This window comes from Streptococcus thalassemiae (assembly GCF_903645285.1).
In the GTDB taxonomy this organism is placed as follows: domain Bacteria; phylum Bacillota; class Bacilli; order Lactobacillales; family Streptococcaceae; genus Streptococcus; species Streptococcus thalassemiae.
This window is the reverse complement of sequence record NZ_CAHJXN010000004.1, coordinates 149,373-165,916: the sequence shown is the minus strand read 5'-3', so window position 1 is coordinate 165,916 and position 16,544 is coordinate 149,373. Positions and strand designations below refer to the sequence as shown.

Sequence of the window (16,544 nt, the reverse complement as noted above, 5' to 3'; positions counted from 1 at the left end):
GTCATGACTGAAAAAGACGAAAAGTTTTTTGAGAAGAAAATGGACCGTCGAGAATTTCTAAAAAAAGCAGGGATTGGAGGGGCTGGTTTAGCGCTAGGACTCTCTGGTGCTTCTGCTTTTTTCGCACCCAAGCTTGGGACTCAGGAAAAAATCTCGTACGGAAATGAAAAAATTGCTTTTTATGGCAAGCATCAAGCTGGAATTAGTACGCCCATGCAAAAGAATATCTATTTTGTTGTCTTGGACCTGCATACGACGGATAGAGATAAGATTATCCAGCTATTCAAGGATTGGACGGATTATAGTGCCAAGTTGGTTGATGGGGAACTGGTCAAAAAAGATGGCCAGAATGCTCTCTTGCCTCCGAGCGACACTGGTGAAACAGTCGGGCTCCACCCTCATCGTTTGACGTTGACTTTTGGTGTGTCTGCCAGTTTCTTGAAAAAGATGAACTTGGAAAACAAGCGTCCTCAAGTGTTTAGGGATTTGCCGCCTTTTCCTAAGGAGCAATTGCGTGAAAAATATACTGGTGGAGATATTGTGATTCAGGCTTGTGCCGATGATGAGCAAGTTGCCTTTCACGCTATTCGCAATCTCATCCGTAAGGGGAGAAATGCCGTGATCCTTCGTTGGAGTCAGTCGGGATTTGCAGCTATCGGAGATCGAATGGAGACTCCGCGTAACCTCTTTGGTTTTAAAGATGGAACAGCAAATCCAACCAAGGAGCAAGACTTTGACCGCGTTATCTGGGCTGATAGTAAGGACTGGATGGAAAATGGTTCTTATATGGCAGTTCGTCGTATTCAGATGTTTTTAGAGACCTGGGATCGCACTAGTCTTGAAGAACAAGAAAATACCTTTGGTCGTTACAAGGAAAGTGGTGCCCCCTTTGGTAAGAAAAATGAGTTTGATGAAGTGGATTTAAGTCTCTTACCTGATGATTCACATGTCCGTTTGGCTAAGGAAGTGGATAAGCCACTTTTACGTCGTTCTTATTCTTACTCAGATGGAATTGATGAAAAAACTGGCCAGTTTGATACAGGATTGCTTTTCATTTCTTTCCAGAAGGATCCTGATAACTTTGTAAAGGTTCAAACCAATCTAGGTGCTACAGATAAGATGAATGAATATATCACTCATATTGGTAGTGGACTTTTTGCTTGCTTTGGTGGTGTGGAGAAAGGAGGCTATATTGGTCAGAAATTATTGGAAGGCTAGAAGCTGGTTACTAGTTTTAGCTCTGTTATTTTTAATTCTTTCCCCAGTAGGTGCCCAAGAAAGTCTGAGTTCTTACTTTGTGAAAATCACAGATGCGTCTAAAGCGGTCAAAAATGGCAATCAGGTTGAGGCCCAGAAACTCGTTACAGAGATGGCATCAGATTTCGAGAGAGTAAAAGACAGTAATTCTGAGGCTGGTAAAGTCGTCAAGGAAAAGTTAGCTCAATCAGGTGAGATTACTGAAGACAAACTCACCGAACTTTCTTCAGCCTTATTGGCCTTTGAAAAAGAACAAAATCCTGTTAACTTAGATGCGGAAAAGGAAAAATTGGTCAACCGTCTAAGTCCTCGTTTTGAAGCTTTGGAGCAGGCCATTGCCTCCAAAGATTTGGAAAAGGTTCGTGAAGCCTTTAAGAAAATGAATTCCACTTGGACCATAAATGAAAGTGTGGTTCGTGACAATAGTACAGCTCATTATGGGCGTGTTGAAACAGCTATTTCCTTCCTGCGTAGTAGCATGGAAACCGAACCTACAGATTTCAACTCAATCCAGACTTCCTTTGAGGACTTAAAAAAGGCTATTGATGATTTTGTGAGTGGAAAAGAAGTAGTAGCAACATCTTCGGATTTGAGTCTTAAAGATGGTATTGCCCTTTTGAAGAAGGCTTTGGAACAATTCCAAGCTGGTGACCAAGCATTAGGAGTAGCCAGTATGAAGGAATTTATTACCATTTGGCCAACGATTGAGGGTTCTGTTAGCACGACCAATCCTTCCCTCTATACACGAGTGGAAAGTGAAAGCCCTGTGATTATGGTCAAGGGAAGTGAGAAGGAATACCAAGAAAAATTAGAAAAACTGATAGCAGATTTATCACAAATTGATACTAGCGCACGTTACAATGCCTTTGATGCTATGCTGATTCTTCTAAGAGAAGGTGTAGAGGCTCTCTTAATCGTTATGGCCTTGGTGACGACCTTGAAAGCAGCCAAGATGCGAAAAGGACTCAAGTGGGTTTATGGTGGTGCTATCACAGGAATCATGGCTAGTCTCCTTATTGCTTTCATCCTGCAAATTGCCTTTCCAGCAGTAACATCAGGCTCCAATCGTGAAATCATCGAAGGAGCAGTGGGAATTTTTGCAGTAGCTATGATGATTTTGATTGGAATCTGGCTCCACAGCAAATCCTCGGTCAAAAAATGGAATGCCTTTATGGAGTCACAAATGGAAACAGTGACCAAAACAGGCTCCTTTATTTCCATGTTTGCCCTCAGTTTTCTAGCTGTTTTCCGTGAGGGAGCAGAAACCATTCTCTTTTATGTTGGAATTTTACCAAGGATTTCCAGCTTTGAATTTGTATTGGGCATTTCACTTGCCTTGCTGGTTCTGGTAATTATTGCCATTGTGATGAACAAGGCCAGTCAATTCTTCCTGCCACATAAGGTCTTCTTTATCCTGACTTGGATGATTTATGCTCTAGCCTTTAAGATGCTGGGGGTTAGTATCCATGCTCTTCAATTGACCAATATGGCACCTAACCACTTGCTGACAGGATTTCCAACGATCGACCTGCTGGGAATTTATCCAAGTTGGGAAGGTTTGGTTAGCCAGCTAGTCTTTGTTATTATTGTTTTGATTGTCACTTTCAGACAGGGTGAAAAATAAATGGATAGAAAAGAATTGACAATCGTGGAACATCTGGTAGAATTTAGAAAGAGATTATTGGCAGTGGTCATTTGTTTCTTTTTGGTATTCTGTGTATCTCTGCTTTTTGCAGATCAGATTTACCAGTATGTGACCCAATCTTTTCAGCAAAAGTTGATTGTTCTAGGCCCTAATGATATTTTATGGATATACATACGTTTAGCTAGTCTGATGGCCTTTACCATAACCTTACCTTACACGGTGTATCATATTTGGTCTTTCATCAAACCAGGTTTAAAGAAGGAAGAAGCTAGAGCAGTCTTTGCCTATATTCCAGCTAGTTTTCTTTGTTTTCTAGTTGGACTGGCTTTTGGTTTTTACTTTGTAACACCAGCCATACTTCAGGTTTTATTAGGGCTAGGAGAAGGACTATTTGAAACGCAATTAACCGCCCAAAATTATCTGTCCTTTGTTTTTCAAACGACCTTGCCTTTGGCATTGATTTTTGAATTGCCAGTTATCATTGCCTTTTTGACGACGATTGGACTCATTGGACCAGAATTATTGATTGCTTATCGCCGATATGCTTATTTTATCTTATTGGTACTCGCAGTCATCTTGACACCAGCTGACTTTGTCAGCGATTTGGCAATGACTGCCCCCTTGATTTTACTCTATGAATTGAGTATTGCTATCAGCAAATACATTATGAAACGCAAGCAGAAAGGAGAGAGGAATGGGAATCTTACGTGATATTGGAGCACCAGGATTGATTATCATCGTTTTAGGAGCTCTCTTGATATTTGGACCAAAACGATTGCCTGAACTAGGCGAGTCAATCGGTAAAATGCTATCTGAATTTAAAAAAGCAGTTAAAGGAGCTGAAAATCAAGATAAGGAAGACTAAACCTTGTCTAATAAAAAACTTTGTACTCTGGAAGCCATTGTGTGGCAATCGAGAGTGCAAAGTTTTTTGAGTCTGGAATATGAAAACAGCAGTTGATTTCAAGAAACAAAAAAAACAGCCGAAGCTGTCTTTTTATCATTATTTGAGACCGTATTTTTTGTTGAAACGATCCACGCGTCCATCTGCTTGAGTGAACTTTTGACGTCCAGTGTAGAATGGGTGTGAGTCTGATGAAATTTCCACACGGATCAATGGGTAAGTTTCGCCTTCGAACTCAACTGTTTCGTTAGAGCGTTTTGTTGAACCGCTAAGGAATTGGTAACCAGTAGTTGTGTCCATGAAAACAACTGGGCGATATTCTGGATGGATATCTTTTTTCATTTTGCAATATTTCCTTTCTGCCATGGTCTCTTTGCGAGCCATAGATTGTTACCATACTAGTCTATCAGATTCTGAAAAGTTTGGCAAGTATTTTTTCAGTTTTTAAGCAAGTTTTTTAACTTTTGGTAGATGATTTCGTTTTCTTCTAGGCTATAGGAATTAGCCCCACTTGCTAGAGGGTGGCCTCCTCCATCATGTTCTTTGGCAATTTCATTGATAGGATGGATTTTACTGCGTAAGCGAACACGGTAGTGGCCATCAGCCTGCTCTACAAAAATTCCCCAGATACTGACGCTGTCAATACGTCCAGGTGCACCGACAATGGCTGCAGTTTCAGCATCGGTAACATTGAATTGTTTCAAGACTTCTTGACTCAGGATAACGCGAGCAGCACCATTTTCATCCACTTCCAGATGGTCGTAGATGTAGCCTTGAAGTTTAGCAATTTTGTAACTCATAGTGTCCATTTTGCGAGTGAGAGCTGCAAAGTCAAAGTTATGTTCTCTCAAATAAGCAGCAAGGCGAAGAGTCCGTGCAGTCGTAGAAGGATAAAGAAAGCGACCTGTATCACCAACAATACCTGCAAAGAGCAATTCAGCAGCGCGATCTGACAAGGATAGTTGAGTTGTTTGGGCAAATAGGGTAATCATCTCGCTAGCGCTGCTTGAACTAGTATCCACCCAAGATAGGTCACCATATACATCATCATTTGGATGATGGTCAATTTTGATGAGAAAATCACCTTGAATATAGCGCTTATCATCGATACGAGCAGTATTAGCTGTATCACAGACGATGACAAGGGCGTCTTGGTAGGCACTATCTTCAACAAGATCCATTTCAGCCATCCAAGTAAGAGTTGGTTCATCAAAACCAACGGCTTTGATGGTTTTTTCTGGGAAATGATGTTTGAGAAGAACTTTCAAGCCCACTTGACTTCCCAAGGCATCAGGGTCTGGTTTCATATGACGGTGAATGATAATCGTGTCGTATTCTTTGATTTTTTCTAAAATTTGATGGCAAATTTCCATAAATAACCTCAATTCTTTCTCATTTCATTGTAGCACAAGAATTTTTATTTTTAAAATGAAAAAGATGTGATATAATGGAGAAAGATAAATTGAGGAGGACGATATGGCATTAGCAAAAATTGTATTTGCCAGTATGACCGGTAATACCGAAGAAATTGCAGATATTGTAGCAGACAAATTACGTGACTTGGGCTTGGATGTTGATGTTGATGAATGTACAACTGTTGACGCTTCAGACTTCTTGGAAGCAGACATCGCTATCGTTGCGACCTATACTTATGGTGATGGAGAATTGCCAGATGAGATGATGGACTTCTACGAAGACCTAGCAGATCTCAACTTGAATGGTAAAATCTACGGAGTGGTCGGCTCAGGAGATACCTTCTACGATGAATTTTGTAAGGCTGTTGATGACTTTGACCGTGTCTTTGTGTCAACAGGAGCAGAAAAAGGTTCAGAGTGTGTTAAAGTTGATCTTTCTGCTGAGGAAGAAGACATTGAACGTTTGGAACAATTCGCAGAAGAATTGGCTGCTAAAGTAGGATAAGTATAAAACTGCGCTGATGTAATCAATCAGTGCAGTTTTTTATCGTGAGTTGGGATTTTACTAGCCTATTTGGTGGCTTTTTGATACAATAATTCAAATAAAGGAGGAGACTGTATGGATTTAGATATTATTCGTCAAGAAATTGATCAAATCGATGATCAAATCGTCAAGCTCTTAGAAGAACGAATGCATTTAGTTGAGGGTGTAGTTGCCTATAAGAAAGCTTCGGGTAAACCGATTTTAGATACCAAGAGAGAAGAAGTTATTTTTGAAAAGGTTAGAAGTCGTGTAGGAGACAAGCGCTATCAGGAGACTATTGTAGCGACTTTTTCGGACATACTCAAACGTTCGCGTGATTATCAGGATCAAAATATCAAATGAAAAAAGAACAATTTTATCCGCTAGGGATTTTTCTAGCTGCTATGTTGGGCGGACTTGTACGCTATCTAGTTTCCACTTGGTTACCAGCCAGTCCAGATTTTCCTTGGGGCACTCTTCTTGTTAACTATCTAGGCATTTTCTGCTTGGTTTATCTTGTCAAGGGCTATCTGGTCTATAAGGGGACTAGTAAGGGCTTGGTTTTAGCACTGGGGACGGGCTTTTGTGGCGGCTTAACAACCTTTTCCAGTCTCATGCTTGATGCTGTAAAATTACTGGATACAGGGCGTTATCTTAGTTTGGTTATGTATTTGCTTTTGAGCATCGGTGGAGGACTGCTTTTAGCTTACTATTTAGGGAGGAAGAAATGGTAATCGCCTATCTTGCAATTGCTTGTGGTTTCGGAGCTTTAATGCGCTATTTCTTTTCCCGCTATAATCAAGCTTCTACATTGCCACTCGGAACGCTTATAGCAAATCTTTTAGGGTGTTTTTTGATTGGATTATTCTACAATCATGTAGAGTCTAAGGAAATCTATGCTATTTTAGCGACGGGTTTTTGTGGCGGTTTGACAACTTTTTCCACCTTGAATGACGAACTCCAAAGACTGCTAAGTGATAAGAAGGTATTTTATTCTTATTTAGCTTTGACCTACCTAGGTGGTTCGGTTGCGATTTTTTTAGGAATTCTGTTGTAAATTTCTTTACTTTTTTGTGGAAATTTGGTAAACTGTATCTTGTGTGTAATGGACGCACAAAAATACAGTTTATCCGCTGAGGAAGTTTCCTCAAGATTGACAAAGATAGGAGAATAAAATGAATCCATTAATCCAAAGCTTGACTGAAGGTCAACTTCGTACAGATATCCCATCATTCCGTCCTGGTGACACTGTTCGTGTACACGCGAAAGTTGTCGAAGGTAACCGTGAACGTATCCAGATTTTTGAAGGTGTTGTTATCGCACGTAAAGGTGCTGGAATCTCAGAAAACTACACAGTTCGTAAAATCTCTAACGGTGTAGGTGTTGAGCGTATCTTCCCAATCCACACTCCACGTGTTGAAAAAATCGAAGTTGTTCGTTACGGTAAAGTACGTCGTGCGAAATTGTACTACTTGCGTGCTCTTCAAGGTAAAGCAGCTCGTATCAAAGAAATCCGTCGTTAATTCGACTAAAAAACTCTGCTTTTCAGCAGAGTTTTTATCTAGCTCCCTTAGTTCAATGGATATAACAACTCCCTCCTAAGGAGTAGTTGCAGGTTCGATTCCTGCAGGGGGCAGTAATTAGACATCAAAAACCGCTCAGCTGAGCGGTTTTCGTCTATTCATACCCTTTTACAGTACCCATGTACGGATGGCATGGGCAACGCCAGATTCGTCATTTGTTTTAGTGATGTATTTGGCGATTTTTTTGATTTCTGGATTTCCATTTTTCATGACAACGGGGTTTCCAACGACTTCCAGCATGGCACGGTCATTTTCTTCGTCACCGATAGCCATTGTTTCACCTTTGGTCAATCCGAGTTTTTCAGCTAAGTGAGTGATGGCTGAACCCTTGTCAACATTCTTTTTAAGGAGTTCGAGGTAGAAAGGAGCAGATTTGTTGATGGAGTAGCGTTCGTAAAATTCGGCTGGGATTTTTTCAATCGCAGCATCGAGGATTTCTGGCTCATCTATGAACATACACTTGACAATTTCTTTGTCAGCCATTTCTTCAGGTGTACGGTAGAAAATTGGCATGCTGACGAGGGTTGATTCGTGCACTGTGTATTTTCCGATATTGCGATTGGCTGTGTAGATGCCGTCCTTGGTAATAGCGTGCATGTGGACACCGAGCTTACGACTGAGAAATTCCATATCCAGATAATCCTTATAGGTCAAGGATTCACTGATAATCTCATGTCCTGTAGCAGTTTCTTGGACAAGGGCACCGTTGAAGGTCACCACATAGTCACCCTCGTCTCTCAACTGCAGGTCGTCCAGAAGTTTGGCAACACCTGCGATAGGGCGACCGGTTGCAATCACGACTTTGACACCAGCTTCTTTGGCATCTTGGATGGCAGAAAAGACTTCAGGAGTGATTTCCTTTTGGCTGTTGACTAAAGTTCCGTCAATATCGACGGCGATTAGTTTAATACTCATAAATTTCCTCTTCTAGTTTTTATTTGGGGTAAAATGATCGTTCTCAATCAAGTGTAAAAATTGCTGGGTAATGCTAGCAAAGATACTGTTTTGGTCCAACATTTCTTTTGGGAAATAGAAACGATTATCTCCGTGGCGACTACCTGCAAGGGATTGGACGATAGGAGACAGGCTAGAGAGTTCGGCCAGTTCTCCATTTTTTTGTAAAATCTCAATCTGTGTCCGTGGATTTTCAGATTCGGGACGATAGATATCATAAGGGAGGTCAAAATTCTTATGAATGGCAGTATAGTAGTCTGGATCAAAGCCGATATCCTCAACTAATTTTCTTATGCTAGCGAGTTGGTCTTGATCCTCTTGTGAAAAGGTAATGGATTTAAAGACCTTGCGGTTGACAAAGCGTTGCGACAGGTCTGCGAGTATCTTATCAGGACTGGTCATCCAGAGCTGGAAGTAGGTATTCATCACACCATCATCCAGAGCCAGATAATCAGACAAGGTCACATTTTTTTCAAAGAAAGGCAGGAGATGTGGAGATGTCCGTGCAAAGAAGTCTTTGTCTTTAGGATAGAGTTCCTTGGCGCGCTTGAGAAGATTTTGCAGGAGAACTTCCATGGCGCGTGTTGCGGGGTGGAAATAAACCTGCATGTACATCTGATAACGACTGAGGACGTAGTCTTCGATAGCATGCATGCCATTGCGCTGAAAGGCGATACCGTTTTCAACAGGACGAATGACTCGGAGGATGCGAGTCAGGTCAAATTCCCCATAAGAAGCTCCTGTAAAATAGGAGTCGCGCAAGAGATAGTCCATGCGGTCCGCATCAATCTGACTGGAAATGAGTTGCACGACCTGCTTGTTAGGGTAGGTATGGTCGATAACACTGGCAACCTTTTCTGGAAAATCTGGCGCCACTTGTAGCAGAACTTGGTGAATCTCCGTTTCAGGGCTTTGGATAATCTCCTGAGTAATGGCTTCGTGGTCTGTATCAAAGAGATTTTCAAAAGTATGGGAGTAGGCACCATGTCCAAGGTCATGTAGGAGAGCAGCGGTCATGGTCAAGAGAGACTCGGCAGGATTCCATTCTTCAGGATATTTTTCTTCAAAAATTTCCGTGATACGACGAGCAATCTCATAGACTCCTAGACAGTGAGAGAAGCGACTGTGTTCTCCACCGTGGAAGGTATAACTGGAAGTTCCCAGTTGTTTGATACGACGCAAACGCTGAAATTCTTTTGTATTGATCAAGTCATAGATGATTTGATTATTGACATGGATGTAGTTGTGAACTGGGTCACGGAATACTTTTTCGTTCATATGACCATTATAGCAAAATCCTGCTCTTTTTGGTAAAATAGTAGGACAAGAGACAAGAAAGAGGACCTGATGTGAAGATTCGGATGCGAAATACCATTCAGTTTGATGAACAGTTGGAAGTGATTGACCAGCTTTATGACGTGGAAGTGCATGAAAAAGGAGATTATAGCTACCTGCTTTTCTATAATGAGGAAAAGGAAAAAGTGGTTATTAAATTTCATGGTCAAGAACTGGTGATGAGTCGATTTTCCAATCCCAAGACCATTATGCGCTTTCTAAAGGATAGCGATAGTTTAGCCTATATTCCTACACCTATGGGCATGCAGGAGTTTATCATCCAAACGAGCCATTATCAAGTTGATGGGCAAAAGATTGAACTAGATTATCAACTACAAAATCAAGAGGGACATCCCTTTGCCCGCTATCAATTGGAAATTACTTGGGGTTAGTCTCATGTCTTTTTCAAATTTAGCTAGTTATCTTCTTAGATTGGCTCCCTAGTGTGGTAGATTAGGCTATTTTTTGGTATAATAAAAGTTATGGAAATCGAAAAAACCAATCGTATGAATGCGCTCTTTGAATTTTATGCAGCGCTTTTGACAGATAAGCAAATGAATTATATCGAGCTCTACTACGCTAATGATTACAGCCTTGCTGAGATTGCCGAGGAGTTCGGCGTTAGTCGTCAGGCTGTCTATGACAATATCAAACGGACAGAAAAGATTCTGGAAGATTATGAGATGAAATTGCACATGTACTCGGACTACCTTGTCCGCAGTCAGATTTTTGACCAGATTTTGGAGCGCTATCCCAAGGATGACTTTCTGCAGGAGCAGATAGAAATTTTAACAAGCATTGATAATAGAGAATAAGAGGAAGAAAAATGGCATTTGAAAGTTTAACAGAACGTTTGCAGAACGTCTTTAAAAGTCTACGTAAAAAAGGAAAAATCTCTGAATCTGATGTCCAAGAGGCAACCAAAGAAATTCGCTTGGCCTTGCTCGAGGCCGACGTTGCCTTGCCTGTTGTAAAGGACTTTATCAAGAAAGTTCGTGAGCGTGCAGTCGGGCATGAGGTCATTGATACACTTAATCCTGCGCAACAGATTATTAAAATCGTTGATGAGGAACTGACAGCTGTTTTAGGTTCTGATACGGCAGAAATTATCAAGTCACCTAAGATTCCTACAATCATCATGATGGTTGGTTTGCAGGGAGCTGGTAAAACAACTTTTGCAGGTAAGCTGGCTAACAAACTCAAGAAGGAAGAAAATGCCCGTCCTTTGATGATTGCGGCGGATATCTATCGTCCAGCTGCCATTGATCAGCTTAAGACACTAGGACAGCAGATTGATGTGCCTGTCTTTGCACTTGGAACAGAAGTACCAGCTGTTGAGATTGTACGTCAAGGTTTGGAACAAGCCCAAGCCAATCATAACGACTATGTTTTGATTGATACGGCAGGTCGTTTGCAGATTGATGAGCTTTTGATGAACGAGCTTCGTGACGTAAAAGCACTGGCTCAACCAAACGAAATTCTGCTCGTCGTTGATGCCATGATTGGTCAGGAAGCAGCCAATGTTGCGCGTGAGTTTAATGCTCAGTTGGAAGTGACTGGGGTTATCCTTACTAAGATTGATGGCGATACTCGTGGTGGTGCTGCTCTATCTGTTCGTCACATTACTGGAAAACCAATCAAGTTCACTGGTACAGGTGAAAAGATTACGGACATTGAGACCTTCCACCCAGACCGTATGTCTAGCCGTATCCTTGGTATGGGGGATATGCTCACTCTGATTGAGAAAGCTTCTCAGGAATACGATGAGCAAAAAGCCCTTGAAATGGCTGAGAAGATGCGTGAAAACACCTTTGATTTCAATGATTTCATTGATCAGTTGGATCAGGTGCAAAACATGGGGCCAATGGAAGACTTGCTCAAGATGATTCCAGGTATGGCCAACAACCCAGCCCTTCAAAATATGAAGGTAGATGAGCGCCAGATTGCGCGCAAACGTGCCATTGTGTCTTCCATGACACCTGAAGAGCGTGAAAATCCAGATTTGTTAAATCCAAGCCGTCGCCGTCGTATCGCTGCAGGTTCTGGAAATACCTTTGTCGAAGTCAATAAATTCATCAAGGACTTTAACCAGGCTAAACAGCTCATGCAAGGAGTCATGTCTGGTGATATGAACAAGATGATGAAGCAGATGGGAATCAATCCAAACAACCTTCCAAAAAATATGCCAAATATGGGAGGAATGGATATGTCTGCCCTTGAAGGAATGATGGGACAAGGTGGCATGCCTGACCTGTCAGCTCTCGGAGGAGCAGGAATGCCAGATATGAGCCAAATGTTTGGTGGCGGACTCAAAGGTAAAATCGGTGAATTTGCTATGAAACAGTCCATGAAACGCATGGCGAATAAAATGAAAAAAGCGAAGAAGAAACGCAAGTAAGACAAGGGAAGGCCGCAGGGCTTTCCTTTTTTATACTCTTCGAAAATCTCTTCAAACTACGTCAGCGTCGCCTTACTGTACATATGTGACTGACTTTGTCAGTCTTATCTACAACCTCAAAGCGGTGCTTTGAGCAGCCTGCGGCTAGCTTCCTCTTTGATTTTCATTGAGTATTAGAAAGAAGAAAAAAAGTCTATTTTGAATTTGCAAAGAATGATATAATAGTAGAAATAGTCTAACAAGGAGGAATTATGGAAATTGATAATCGATCAATTCGTCTTGGAGATGAGTTAAAGAAAGAATTGAAATCAGAGAGCCGAGTCAAGATTGCAGCAGCAACCTTTTCTATGTTTGCTTATCAGCAGTTGAAAGAGGAATTGGAGAATATAGAAGAGTTAAAATTTATTTTTACAAATCCGACTTTTATAACAGATGAAACCAAAACAGATTTTCGTGAATATACGATACCCAAAAAAGAACGGGAACAATCGATTTTTGGTGGAAAGTATGAACTGAAATTGATGAATGAGCTGACCCAAAAAGCGATTGCTCGTGAATGTGCTGATTGGATCCGAAGAAAAGCGCAATTCAAATCGATTAATATTGAAACAGATGAAATGCCAAATGGTATTCGAATTGAAAATTCGGATGATGTAGTGGCAGTAGATCGTTTGAAAAACTTTGATCGCAAAGAATTAGGATATGAAGCTTCTCTATTTAAAACGAGTAGAAACCTCTATCATGCACCACTTAGTTTAAATTATTTAGATGAATTTGATAATCTTTGGGAAGAAGATGATTATTTTCGTGATGTTACAGAAGAGTTTTTGGAGAATTTAAACCTAGCTCATAAAGAACATTCTCCTGAGTTCATTTACTATGTGATGCTATATAATTTATTCAATGAATTTTTAGAAGATATAAATGAAGACTTTTTACCCAATGAAGGGGTTGGCTATAAAGAAAGTAAAATTTGGGGGCTGTTATATGATTTCCAAAAGGATGCAGTAAAATCGATCATTTCTAAATTAGAAAAATTTAATGGATGTATTCTAGCGGATTCGGTTGGTCTAGGGAAGACTTATACAGCTTTAGCGGTCATGACTTATTATGCTTATCGAGGAAAACGTATTTTAGTACTTTGTCCTAAAAAGTTAGAAAATAACTGGAATATGTATCGTCATGATTATGTAAATAATCCAGTTTATGATAGACATTTGCTTTATGACGTGCTTTATCATACAGATCTTAGTAGAGATAAAGGACACTCTAATGGAATTGATCTGTCCTTAAATAATTGGCATACTTATGATTTGGTTGTTATTGATGAGTCCCATAATTTTAGAAATGGAGGCTCTAGCGAAAATGACTTATCCGAGGGGAGAGAAAATCGATACAGCCGTTTAATGAATCGCATCATAAAGTCTGGTGTTCCTACAAAGGTACTCATGCTATCAGCCACACCTGTTAATAATCGCTTTAATGATTTGAAAAATCAAATTGCTTTAGCCTATGAGGGAGATACGGATCAAATTGATAGTAAATTAGAAACAAAATCATCTATAAACGATATTTTCAGAAATGCTCAATCTGCTTATAATAAGTGGGCTGATCTACCTGCAGAAGAGAGAACAACAGATAAATTGCTATCTACATTAGATTTTGATTTCTTTAAAGTACTAGATAGTGTAACGATAGCTAGAAGTAGAAAACATATTCGGGAATTTTATGATAGAGAAGCTATTGGAGAATTTCCGCAGCGCTTAAAACCACTTAATTTTGAACCTGATTTAACAGTTTCAAATCTCGGAATTACCTATAAAAAATTATATCACTTACTTGATAAACTACAGTTGACTATCTATCAACCATCAATACATATTTACCCATCAAAGAGAGCTAAATACGATAAAAGTAAAGAAGGAAAAATGGGGAATTTAACTCAGTTTGGTCGTGAGTCTGGTATCAAAAAACTGATGATGATTAACCTGCTTAAACGTTTAGAAAGTTCTGTTGCAGCTTTTCGATATACTTTAATAGATGTTGTTAAAGATTATGTAGAAAAGACCTTAAAGGCTATCGAGGAATATGAATTGACAGGCTTGGATCATTTATCTCTTGATTCTCATCTTGATGAAGATGATTTTGATTTGGAAGATAGTAATTTCGAGTTCTCTATTGGTAAGAAAAATCGTATTACTTTACAAGATATGGATTATCGTAGTTGGAAGGTCGAGTTAGAACAAGATTTTGCAGTATTGATAGAGCTAGAAGATCTAATCAGTAAAATAACGCCACAAGAAGACCAAAAACTGCAGACTCTTTTTACCTTGATAGATGAGAAACTAACAAATCCAATCAATGTTGGTAATAAAAAGTTGATTATTTTCTCCGCATTTGCGACAACAACGAACTACCTTTATAAACATATTAGTCAGTATGTCTTGGATAAGTATGGTCTTTACACTGCTCAGATTTCAGGTACAAAAGGCTTTGCAACAACTTTGGAAACTAAAAATAAAGATCTCAATTCTTTATTAACTTATTTTTCTCCTAAATCAAAATCTCGTGATATTTTGTTTCCTGGTGATGAGAGTGAGATTGATCTTTTAATTGCAACAGATGTGATTTCCGAAGGTCAAAACTTACAAGATGCAGATATGATGGTCAATTATGATATCCACTGGAATCCTGTCCGTATTGTTCAACGATTTGGTCGAGTGGATCGAATTGGTAGTCAAAATAAATACATTCAATTGGTTAACTTTTGGCCAAATCTTGAGTTAGATGAGTATATCGATCTTAAGTCTAGGGTTGAATCGAGGATGAAGATTTCTGTTTTGACTTCAACAGCAGATGATAATGTTTTGTCTAGTGAAGAAATAGAGGATAATAATTACCGAAGAAAACAATTAGAACGTCTTAGAGATGAGGTAGTCGATTTAGAGGAGATGAATGATGGTATTTCCATTATGGATTTAGGATTAGAAGATTATCGTATAGACCTTCTTAAGTATTTGGAAGAACATCCTGAGTTAGAAAAAGTTCCAAAAGGATTGCAAGCTATTTTACCTGCCTCCAATAAAGAATCAGAAGGTGTCATTTTTGTCCTAAAAAATAAAGAACAGATAAAAGGAAAAAATAATCAAAATCAGCTTCATCCATATTATATCCTCTACATCAATAGAAATGGAGAATTACTTTTATCCCCTTCCGAAAGCAAGAAAATATTGGAACACCTCAGTAGTATTTGTCGGGGTCAAAGTAAGCCATTAAGTCAAGTAGTAGACAAGTTTAATCGTCAAACAAAAGATGGTAAAGAAATGGTTGTTTATTCGGAATTGCTTCAAGAGGCAATCGATCAACTAATGGAACATGATCAGATCTCAACGATGGATGCCCTATTTAACTTTGGATCTGTTGACTTGATGAATACTAGTATTGAGGGAATGGATGATTTTGAGTTAATTTGTTTCTTCATATTGATGAAAGGGGATTCTGATGATTAAATTTCCAACCTATACAGCCTTATCAAAACCTCACCTTCTCTATAGGCCTCATAAAAAGGGAAATAGTGATTTTTTTGATAATCTTAATGTATCTGTAAAAGAAAAGAAAGATTTAAGAGAACAGATTAGAGCAATTCAAATTACTCATCAGATTGATACAAGCACCACTAATATTCCTGCTGGAAAAAAAGTGAAGCAAATCATGGTTTTAGAAATAGAACTCGAACAAATGGATGTTTTCTTAACTTTATTAGAACAGCTAGATATAAGATTAGGGATTTACACAGCCTTTGTATTAAAATATCCACAAGGTCAAGAAGAACTTCTTATTCATTATAAAGAGCCTTTAAGTCAAGAAAAGGATGGCAAGCACTTTAAGATTGTCCGTCGCTTTCAGACGAATGATGATGTAAGCATTGACTTTGAGGGAAATGATTTAGATGATGTTTATGAGAGTCTTGTAAAAGAAACTGGTAAGAAAGAATTACAAGTTTTAGAAACAAGTAATCTTAGAAACTCTATTGAACTCAGTGACCAATTAGATAAATTAGAAAAAAGGGCACAACAGTTAAAGAAAAAGATGTATTCTGAAAAATCAATGAGAAAACAAATGGAAATAAAAAGAGACTATCAGACTACATTGAAAGAAATAGAAGATTTAAAGAAGCAAAATTGATTGTAAGTTTTGATTAAGGACAATCAGAAATTGAGATTAGGGAACACTTTTGATTTCAACCCCTATTTTTGATAAAATGAAGCTGTAATGTATTAAAAATGAAGCATTACAAAGATAGGATAAGCCAACTTAATTTTTTATAAAATTAAAATTACAAAAGCTTGACAAAGCTAAGAAAGGATACTACCATGAGCACAGCACAGCACAGCACAGCACAGCACAGCACAGCACAGCACAGCACAGCACAGCACAGCACAGCACAGCACAGCACAGCACAGCACAGCACAGCACACAGGTGAAAACTCTGGACTTGAAAAATTAAATCTCACTTCAAAAGATGTTTTT

The 16,544-nt window shown here is 39.2% G+C and carries 18 protein-coding genes and 1 tRNA gene; 15 read left to right on the top strand and 4 right to left on the bottom strand.

Going from position 1 to position 16,544, the window contains the following annotated elements:
• Nucleotides 1-3 precede the first annotated feature (3 nt).
• Genes efeB through tatA form a run of 4 tightly spaced genes read left to right on the top strand, consistent with a single transcriptional unit; the run spans nt 4 to nt 3,767 of the window.
• Nucleotides 4-1,218 (top strand): iron uptake transporter deferrochelatase/peroxidase subunit, encoded by a 1,215-nt coding sequence (gene efeB / locus HWX15_RS08365; RefSeq protein ID WP_175880833.1) that lies wholly within the window; start codon nt 4-6, stop codon nt 1,216-1,218.
• Nucleotides 1,193-2,881 carry an FTR1 family protein gene (locus tag HWX15_RS08360; RefSeq protein ID WP_175880832.1) on the top strand — a complete coding sequence of 563 codons (1,689 nt, stop codon included), beginning with the start codon at nt 1,193-1,195 and terminating at the stop codon, nt 2,879-2,881. Before efeB ends, HWX15_RS08360 begins: the two co-directional genes overlap by 26 nt.
• A complete protein-coding gene (gene tatC, locus HWX15_RS08355) occupies nt 2,882-3,613 on the top strand; it encodes a twin-arginine translocase subunit TatC (protein WP_175880831.1) in 732 nt (243 codons plus the stop codon).
• Nucleotides 3,597-3,767, top strand: coding sequence for a twin-arginine translocase TatA/TatE family subunit (tatA, locus tag HWX15_RS08350; RefSeq protein WP_000512107.1), 171 nt, complete (start codon nt 3,597-3,599; stop codon nt 3,765-3,767). The genes tatC and tatA overlap by 17 nt, the downstream gene beginning before the upstream one ends.
• A 138-nt stretch (nt 3,768-3,905) precedes the next feature.
• On the opposite strand, the gene HWX15_RS08345 is transcribed toward tatA, so the two are convergent.
• Both HWX15_RS08345 and HWX15_RS08340 read right to left on the bottom strand, forming a co-directional pair.
• A complete protein-coding gene (locus HWX15_RS08345) occupies nt 3,906-4,148 on the bottom strand; it encodes a type B 50S ribosomal protein L31 (RefSeq protein ID WP_000710764.1) in 243 nt (80 codons plus the stop codon).
• Nucleotides 4,149-4,243: 95 nt separating this feature from the next.
• Nucleotides 4,244-5,179 (bottom strand): DHH family phosphoesterase, encoded by a 936-nt coding sequence (locus tag HWX15_RS08340; protein WP_175880830.1) that lies wholly within the window; start codon nt 5,177-5,179, stop codon nt 4,244-4,246.
• 103 nt (nt 5,180-5,282) lie between these two features.
• On the opposite strand from HWX15_RS08340, the gene HWX15_RS08335 reads away from it, so the two are divergent.
• From HWX15_RS08335 to HWX15_RS08310, 6 genes are all read left to right on the top strand, one after another.
• Nucleotides 5,283-5,726, top strand: coding sequence for a flavodoxin (locus tag HWX15_RS08335; protein WP_001162128.1), 444 nt, complete (start codon nt 5,283-5,285; stop codon nt 5,724-5,726).
• Nucleotides 5,727-5,840: 114 nt separating this feature from the next.
• Nucleotides 5,841-6,107: a chorismate mutase gene (locus tag HWX15_RS08330; protein ID WP_078238390.1), complete on the top strand. Its 267-nt coding sequence runs from the start codon at nt 5,841-5,843 to the stop codon at nt 6,105-6,107.
• Nucleotides 6,104-6,478, top strand: coding sequence for a fluoride efflux transporter CrcB (crcB, locus tag HWX15_RS08325; RefSeq protein WP_175880829.1), 375 nt, complete (start codon nt 6,104-6,106; stop codon nt 6,476-6,478). The genes HWX15_RS08330 and crcB (HWX15_RS08325) overlap by 4 nt, the downstream gene beginning before the upstream one ends.
• Complete coding sequence (gene crcB / locus HWX15_RS08320; protein WP_175880828.1) at nt 6,472-6,801, top strand: fluoride efflux transporter CrcB; 330 nt, start codon at nt 6,472-6,474, stop codon at nt 6,799-6,801. The genes crcB (HWX15_RS08325) and crcB (HWX15_RS08320) overlap by 7 nt, the downstream gene beginning before the upstream one ends.
• A 118-nt stretch (nt 6,802-6,919) precedes the next feature.
• Nucleotides 6,920-7,267 (top strand): 50S ribosomal protein L19, encoded by a 348-nt coding sequence (rplS, locus tag HWX15_RS08315; RefSeq protein WP_001068669.1) that lies wholly within the window; start codon nt 6,920-6,922, stop codon nt 7,265-7,267.
• A gap of 41 nt (nt 7,268-7,308) precedes the next feature.
• Nucleotides 7,309-7,380, top strand: a tRNA-Arg gene (locus HWX15_RS08310).
• A 55-nt stretch (nt 7,381-7,435) separates the two neighbouring features.
• On the opposite strand, the gene yidA is transcribed toward HWX15_RS08310, so the two are convergent.
• Together yidA and HWX15_RS08300 are read right to left on the bottom strand one after the other, a co-directional pair.
• Entirely contained in the window at nt 7,436-8,242 is an 807-nt protein-coding gene (gene yidA, locus HWX15_RS08305) for a sugar-phosphatase (RefSeq protein ID WP_175880827.1), read from the bottom strand.
• Nucleotides 8,243-8,254: 12 nt separating this feature from the next.
• Nucleotides 8,255-9,559 carry an HD domain-containing protein gene (locus HWX15_RS08300; RefSeq protein WP_175880826.1) on the bottom strand — a complete coding sequence of 435 codons (1,305 nt, stop codon included), beginning with the start codon at nt 9,557-9,559 and terminating at the stop codon, nt 8,255-8,257.
• A 71-nt stretch (nt 9,560-9,630) separates the two neighbouring features.
• Here HWX15_RS08300 and HWX15_RS08295 point away from each other — a divergent pair, with 71 nt between their 5' ends.
• From HWX15_RS08295 to HWX15_RS08275, 5 genes are all read left to right on the top strand, one after another.
• Nucleotides 9,631-10,008 carry a YwiB family protein gene (locus HWX15_RS08295; protein WP_004242372.1) on the top strand — a complete coding sequence of 126 codons (378 nt, stop codon included), beginning with the start codon at nt 9,631-9,633 and terminating at the stop codon, nt 10,006-10,008.
• Between the two features lie 90 nt (nt 10,009-10,098).
• Nucleotides 10,099-10,431 carry a putative DNA-binding protein gene (locus HWX15_RS08290; protein ID WP_175880825.1) on the top strand — a complete coding sequence of 111 codons (333 nt, stop codon included), beginning with the start codon at nt 10,099-10,101 and terminating at the stop codon, nt 10,429-10,431.
• An 11-nt stretch (nt 10,432-10,442) separates the two neighbouring features.
• Entirely contained in the window at nt 10,443-12,014 is a 1,572-nt protein-coding gene (gene ffh, locus HWX15_RS08285) for a signal recognition particle protein (protein WP_175880824.1), read from the top strand.
• Between the two features lie 251 nt (nt 12,015-12,265).
• On the top strand, nt 12,266-15,523 hold the full coding sequence (locus HWX15_RS08280; protein ID WP_175880823.1) for a helicase-related protein: 3,258 nt from the start codon (nt 12,266-12,268) through the stop codon (nt 15,521-15,523).
• Entirely contained in the window at nt 15,516-16,199 is a 684-nt protein-coding gene (locus HWX15_RS08275; protein WP_175880822.1) for a DUF4391 domain-containing protein, read from the top strand. Before HWX15_RS08280 ends, HWX15_RS08275 begins: the two co-directional genes overlap by 8 nt.
• The last annotated feature ends 345 nt before the right edge of the window (nt 16,200-16,544 follow it).

Excerpts from the sequence above, each read along its gene's own strand:
- ffh (WP_175880824.1), top strand. The coding sequence starts at position 10,443 with ATGGCATTTGAAAGTTTAACAGAACGTTTGCAGAACGTCTTTAAAAGT.
- HWX15_RS08280 (WP_175880823.1), top strand. The coding sequence starts at position 12,266 with ATGGAAATTGATAATCGATCAATTCGTCTTGGAGATGAGTTAAAGAAA.
- efeB (WP_175880833.1), top strand. The coding sequence starts at position 4 with ATGACTGAAAAAGACGAAAAGTTTTTTGAGAAGAAAATGGACCGTCGA.
- HWX15_RS08335 (WP_001162128.1), top strand. The coding sequence starts at position 5,283 with ATGGCATTAGCAAAAATTGTATTTGCCAGTATGACCGGTAATACCGAA.
- tatA (WP_000512107.1), top strand. The coding sequence starts at position 3,597 with ATGGGAATCTTACGTGATATTGGAGCACCAGGATTGATTATCATCGTT.
- yidA (WP_175880827.1), bottom strand. The coding sequence starts at position 8,242 with ATGAGTATTAAACTAATCGCCGTCGATATTGACGGAACTTTAGTCAAC.
- HWX15_RS08345 (WP_000710764.1), bottom strand. The coding sequence starts at position 4,148 with ATGAAAAAAGATATCCATCCAGAATATCGCCCAGTTGTTTTCATGGAC.
- HWX15_RS08330 (WP_078238390.1), top strand. The coding sequence starts at position 5,841 with ATGGATTTAGATATTATTCGTCAAGAAATTGATCAAATCGATGATCAA.
- crcB (WP_175880828.1), top strand. The coding sequence starts at position 6,472 with ATGGTAATCGCCTATCTTGCAATTGCTTGTGGTTTCGGAGCTTTAATG.
- tatC (WP_175880831.1), top strand. The coding sequence starts at position 2,882 with ATGGATAGAAAAGAATTGACAATCGTGGAACATCTGGTAGAATTTAGA.
- HWX15_RS08340 (WP_175880830.1), bottom strand. The coding sequence starts at position 5,179 with ATGGAAATTTGCCATCAAATTTTAGAAAAAATCAAAGAATACGACACG.
- crcB (WP_175880829.1), top strand. The coding sequence starts at position 6,104 with ATGAAAAAAGAACAATTTTATCCGCTAGGGATTTTTCTAGCTGCTATG.
- HWX15_RS08290 (WP_175880825.1), top strand. The coding sequence starts at position 10,099 with ATGGAAATCGAAAAAACCAATCGTATGAATGCGCTCTTTGAATTTTAT.
- rplS (WP_001068669.1), top strand. The coding sequence starts at position 6,920 with ATGAATCCATTAATCCAAAGCTTGACTGAAGGTCAACTTCGTACAGAT.
- HWX15_RS08300 (WP_175880826.1), bottom strand. The coding sequence starts at position 9,559 with ATGAACGAAAAAGTATTCCGTGACCCAGTTCACAACTACATCCATGTC.
- HWX15_RS08275 (WP_175880822.1), top strand. The coding sequence starts at position 15,516 with ATGATTAAATTTCCAACCTATACAGCCTTATCAAAACCTCACCTTCTC.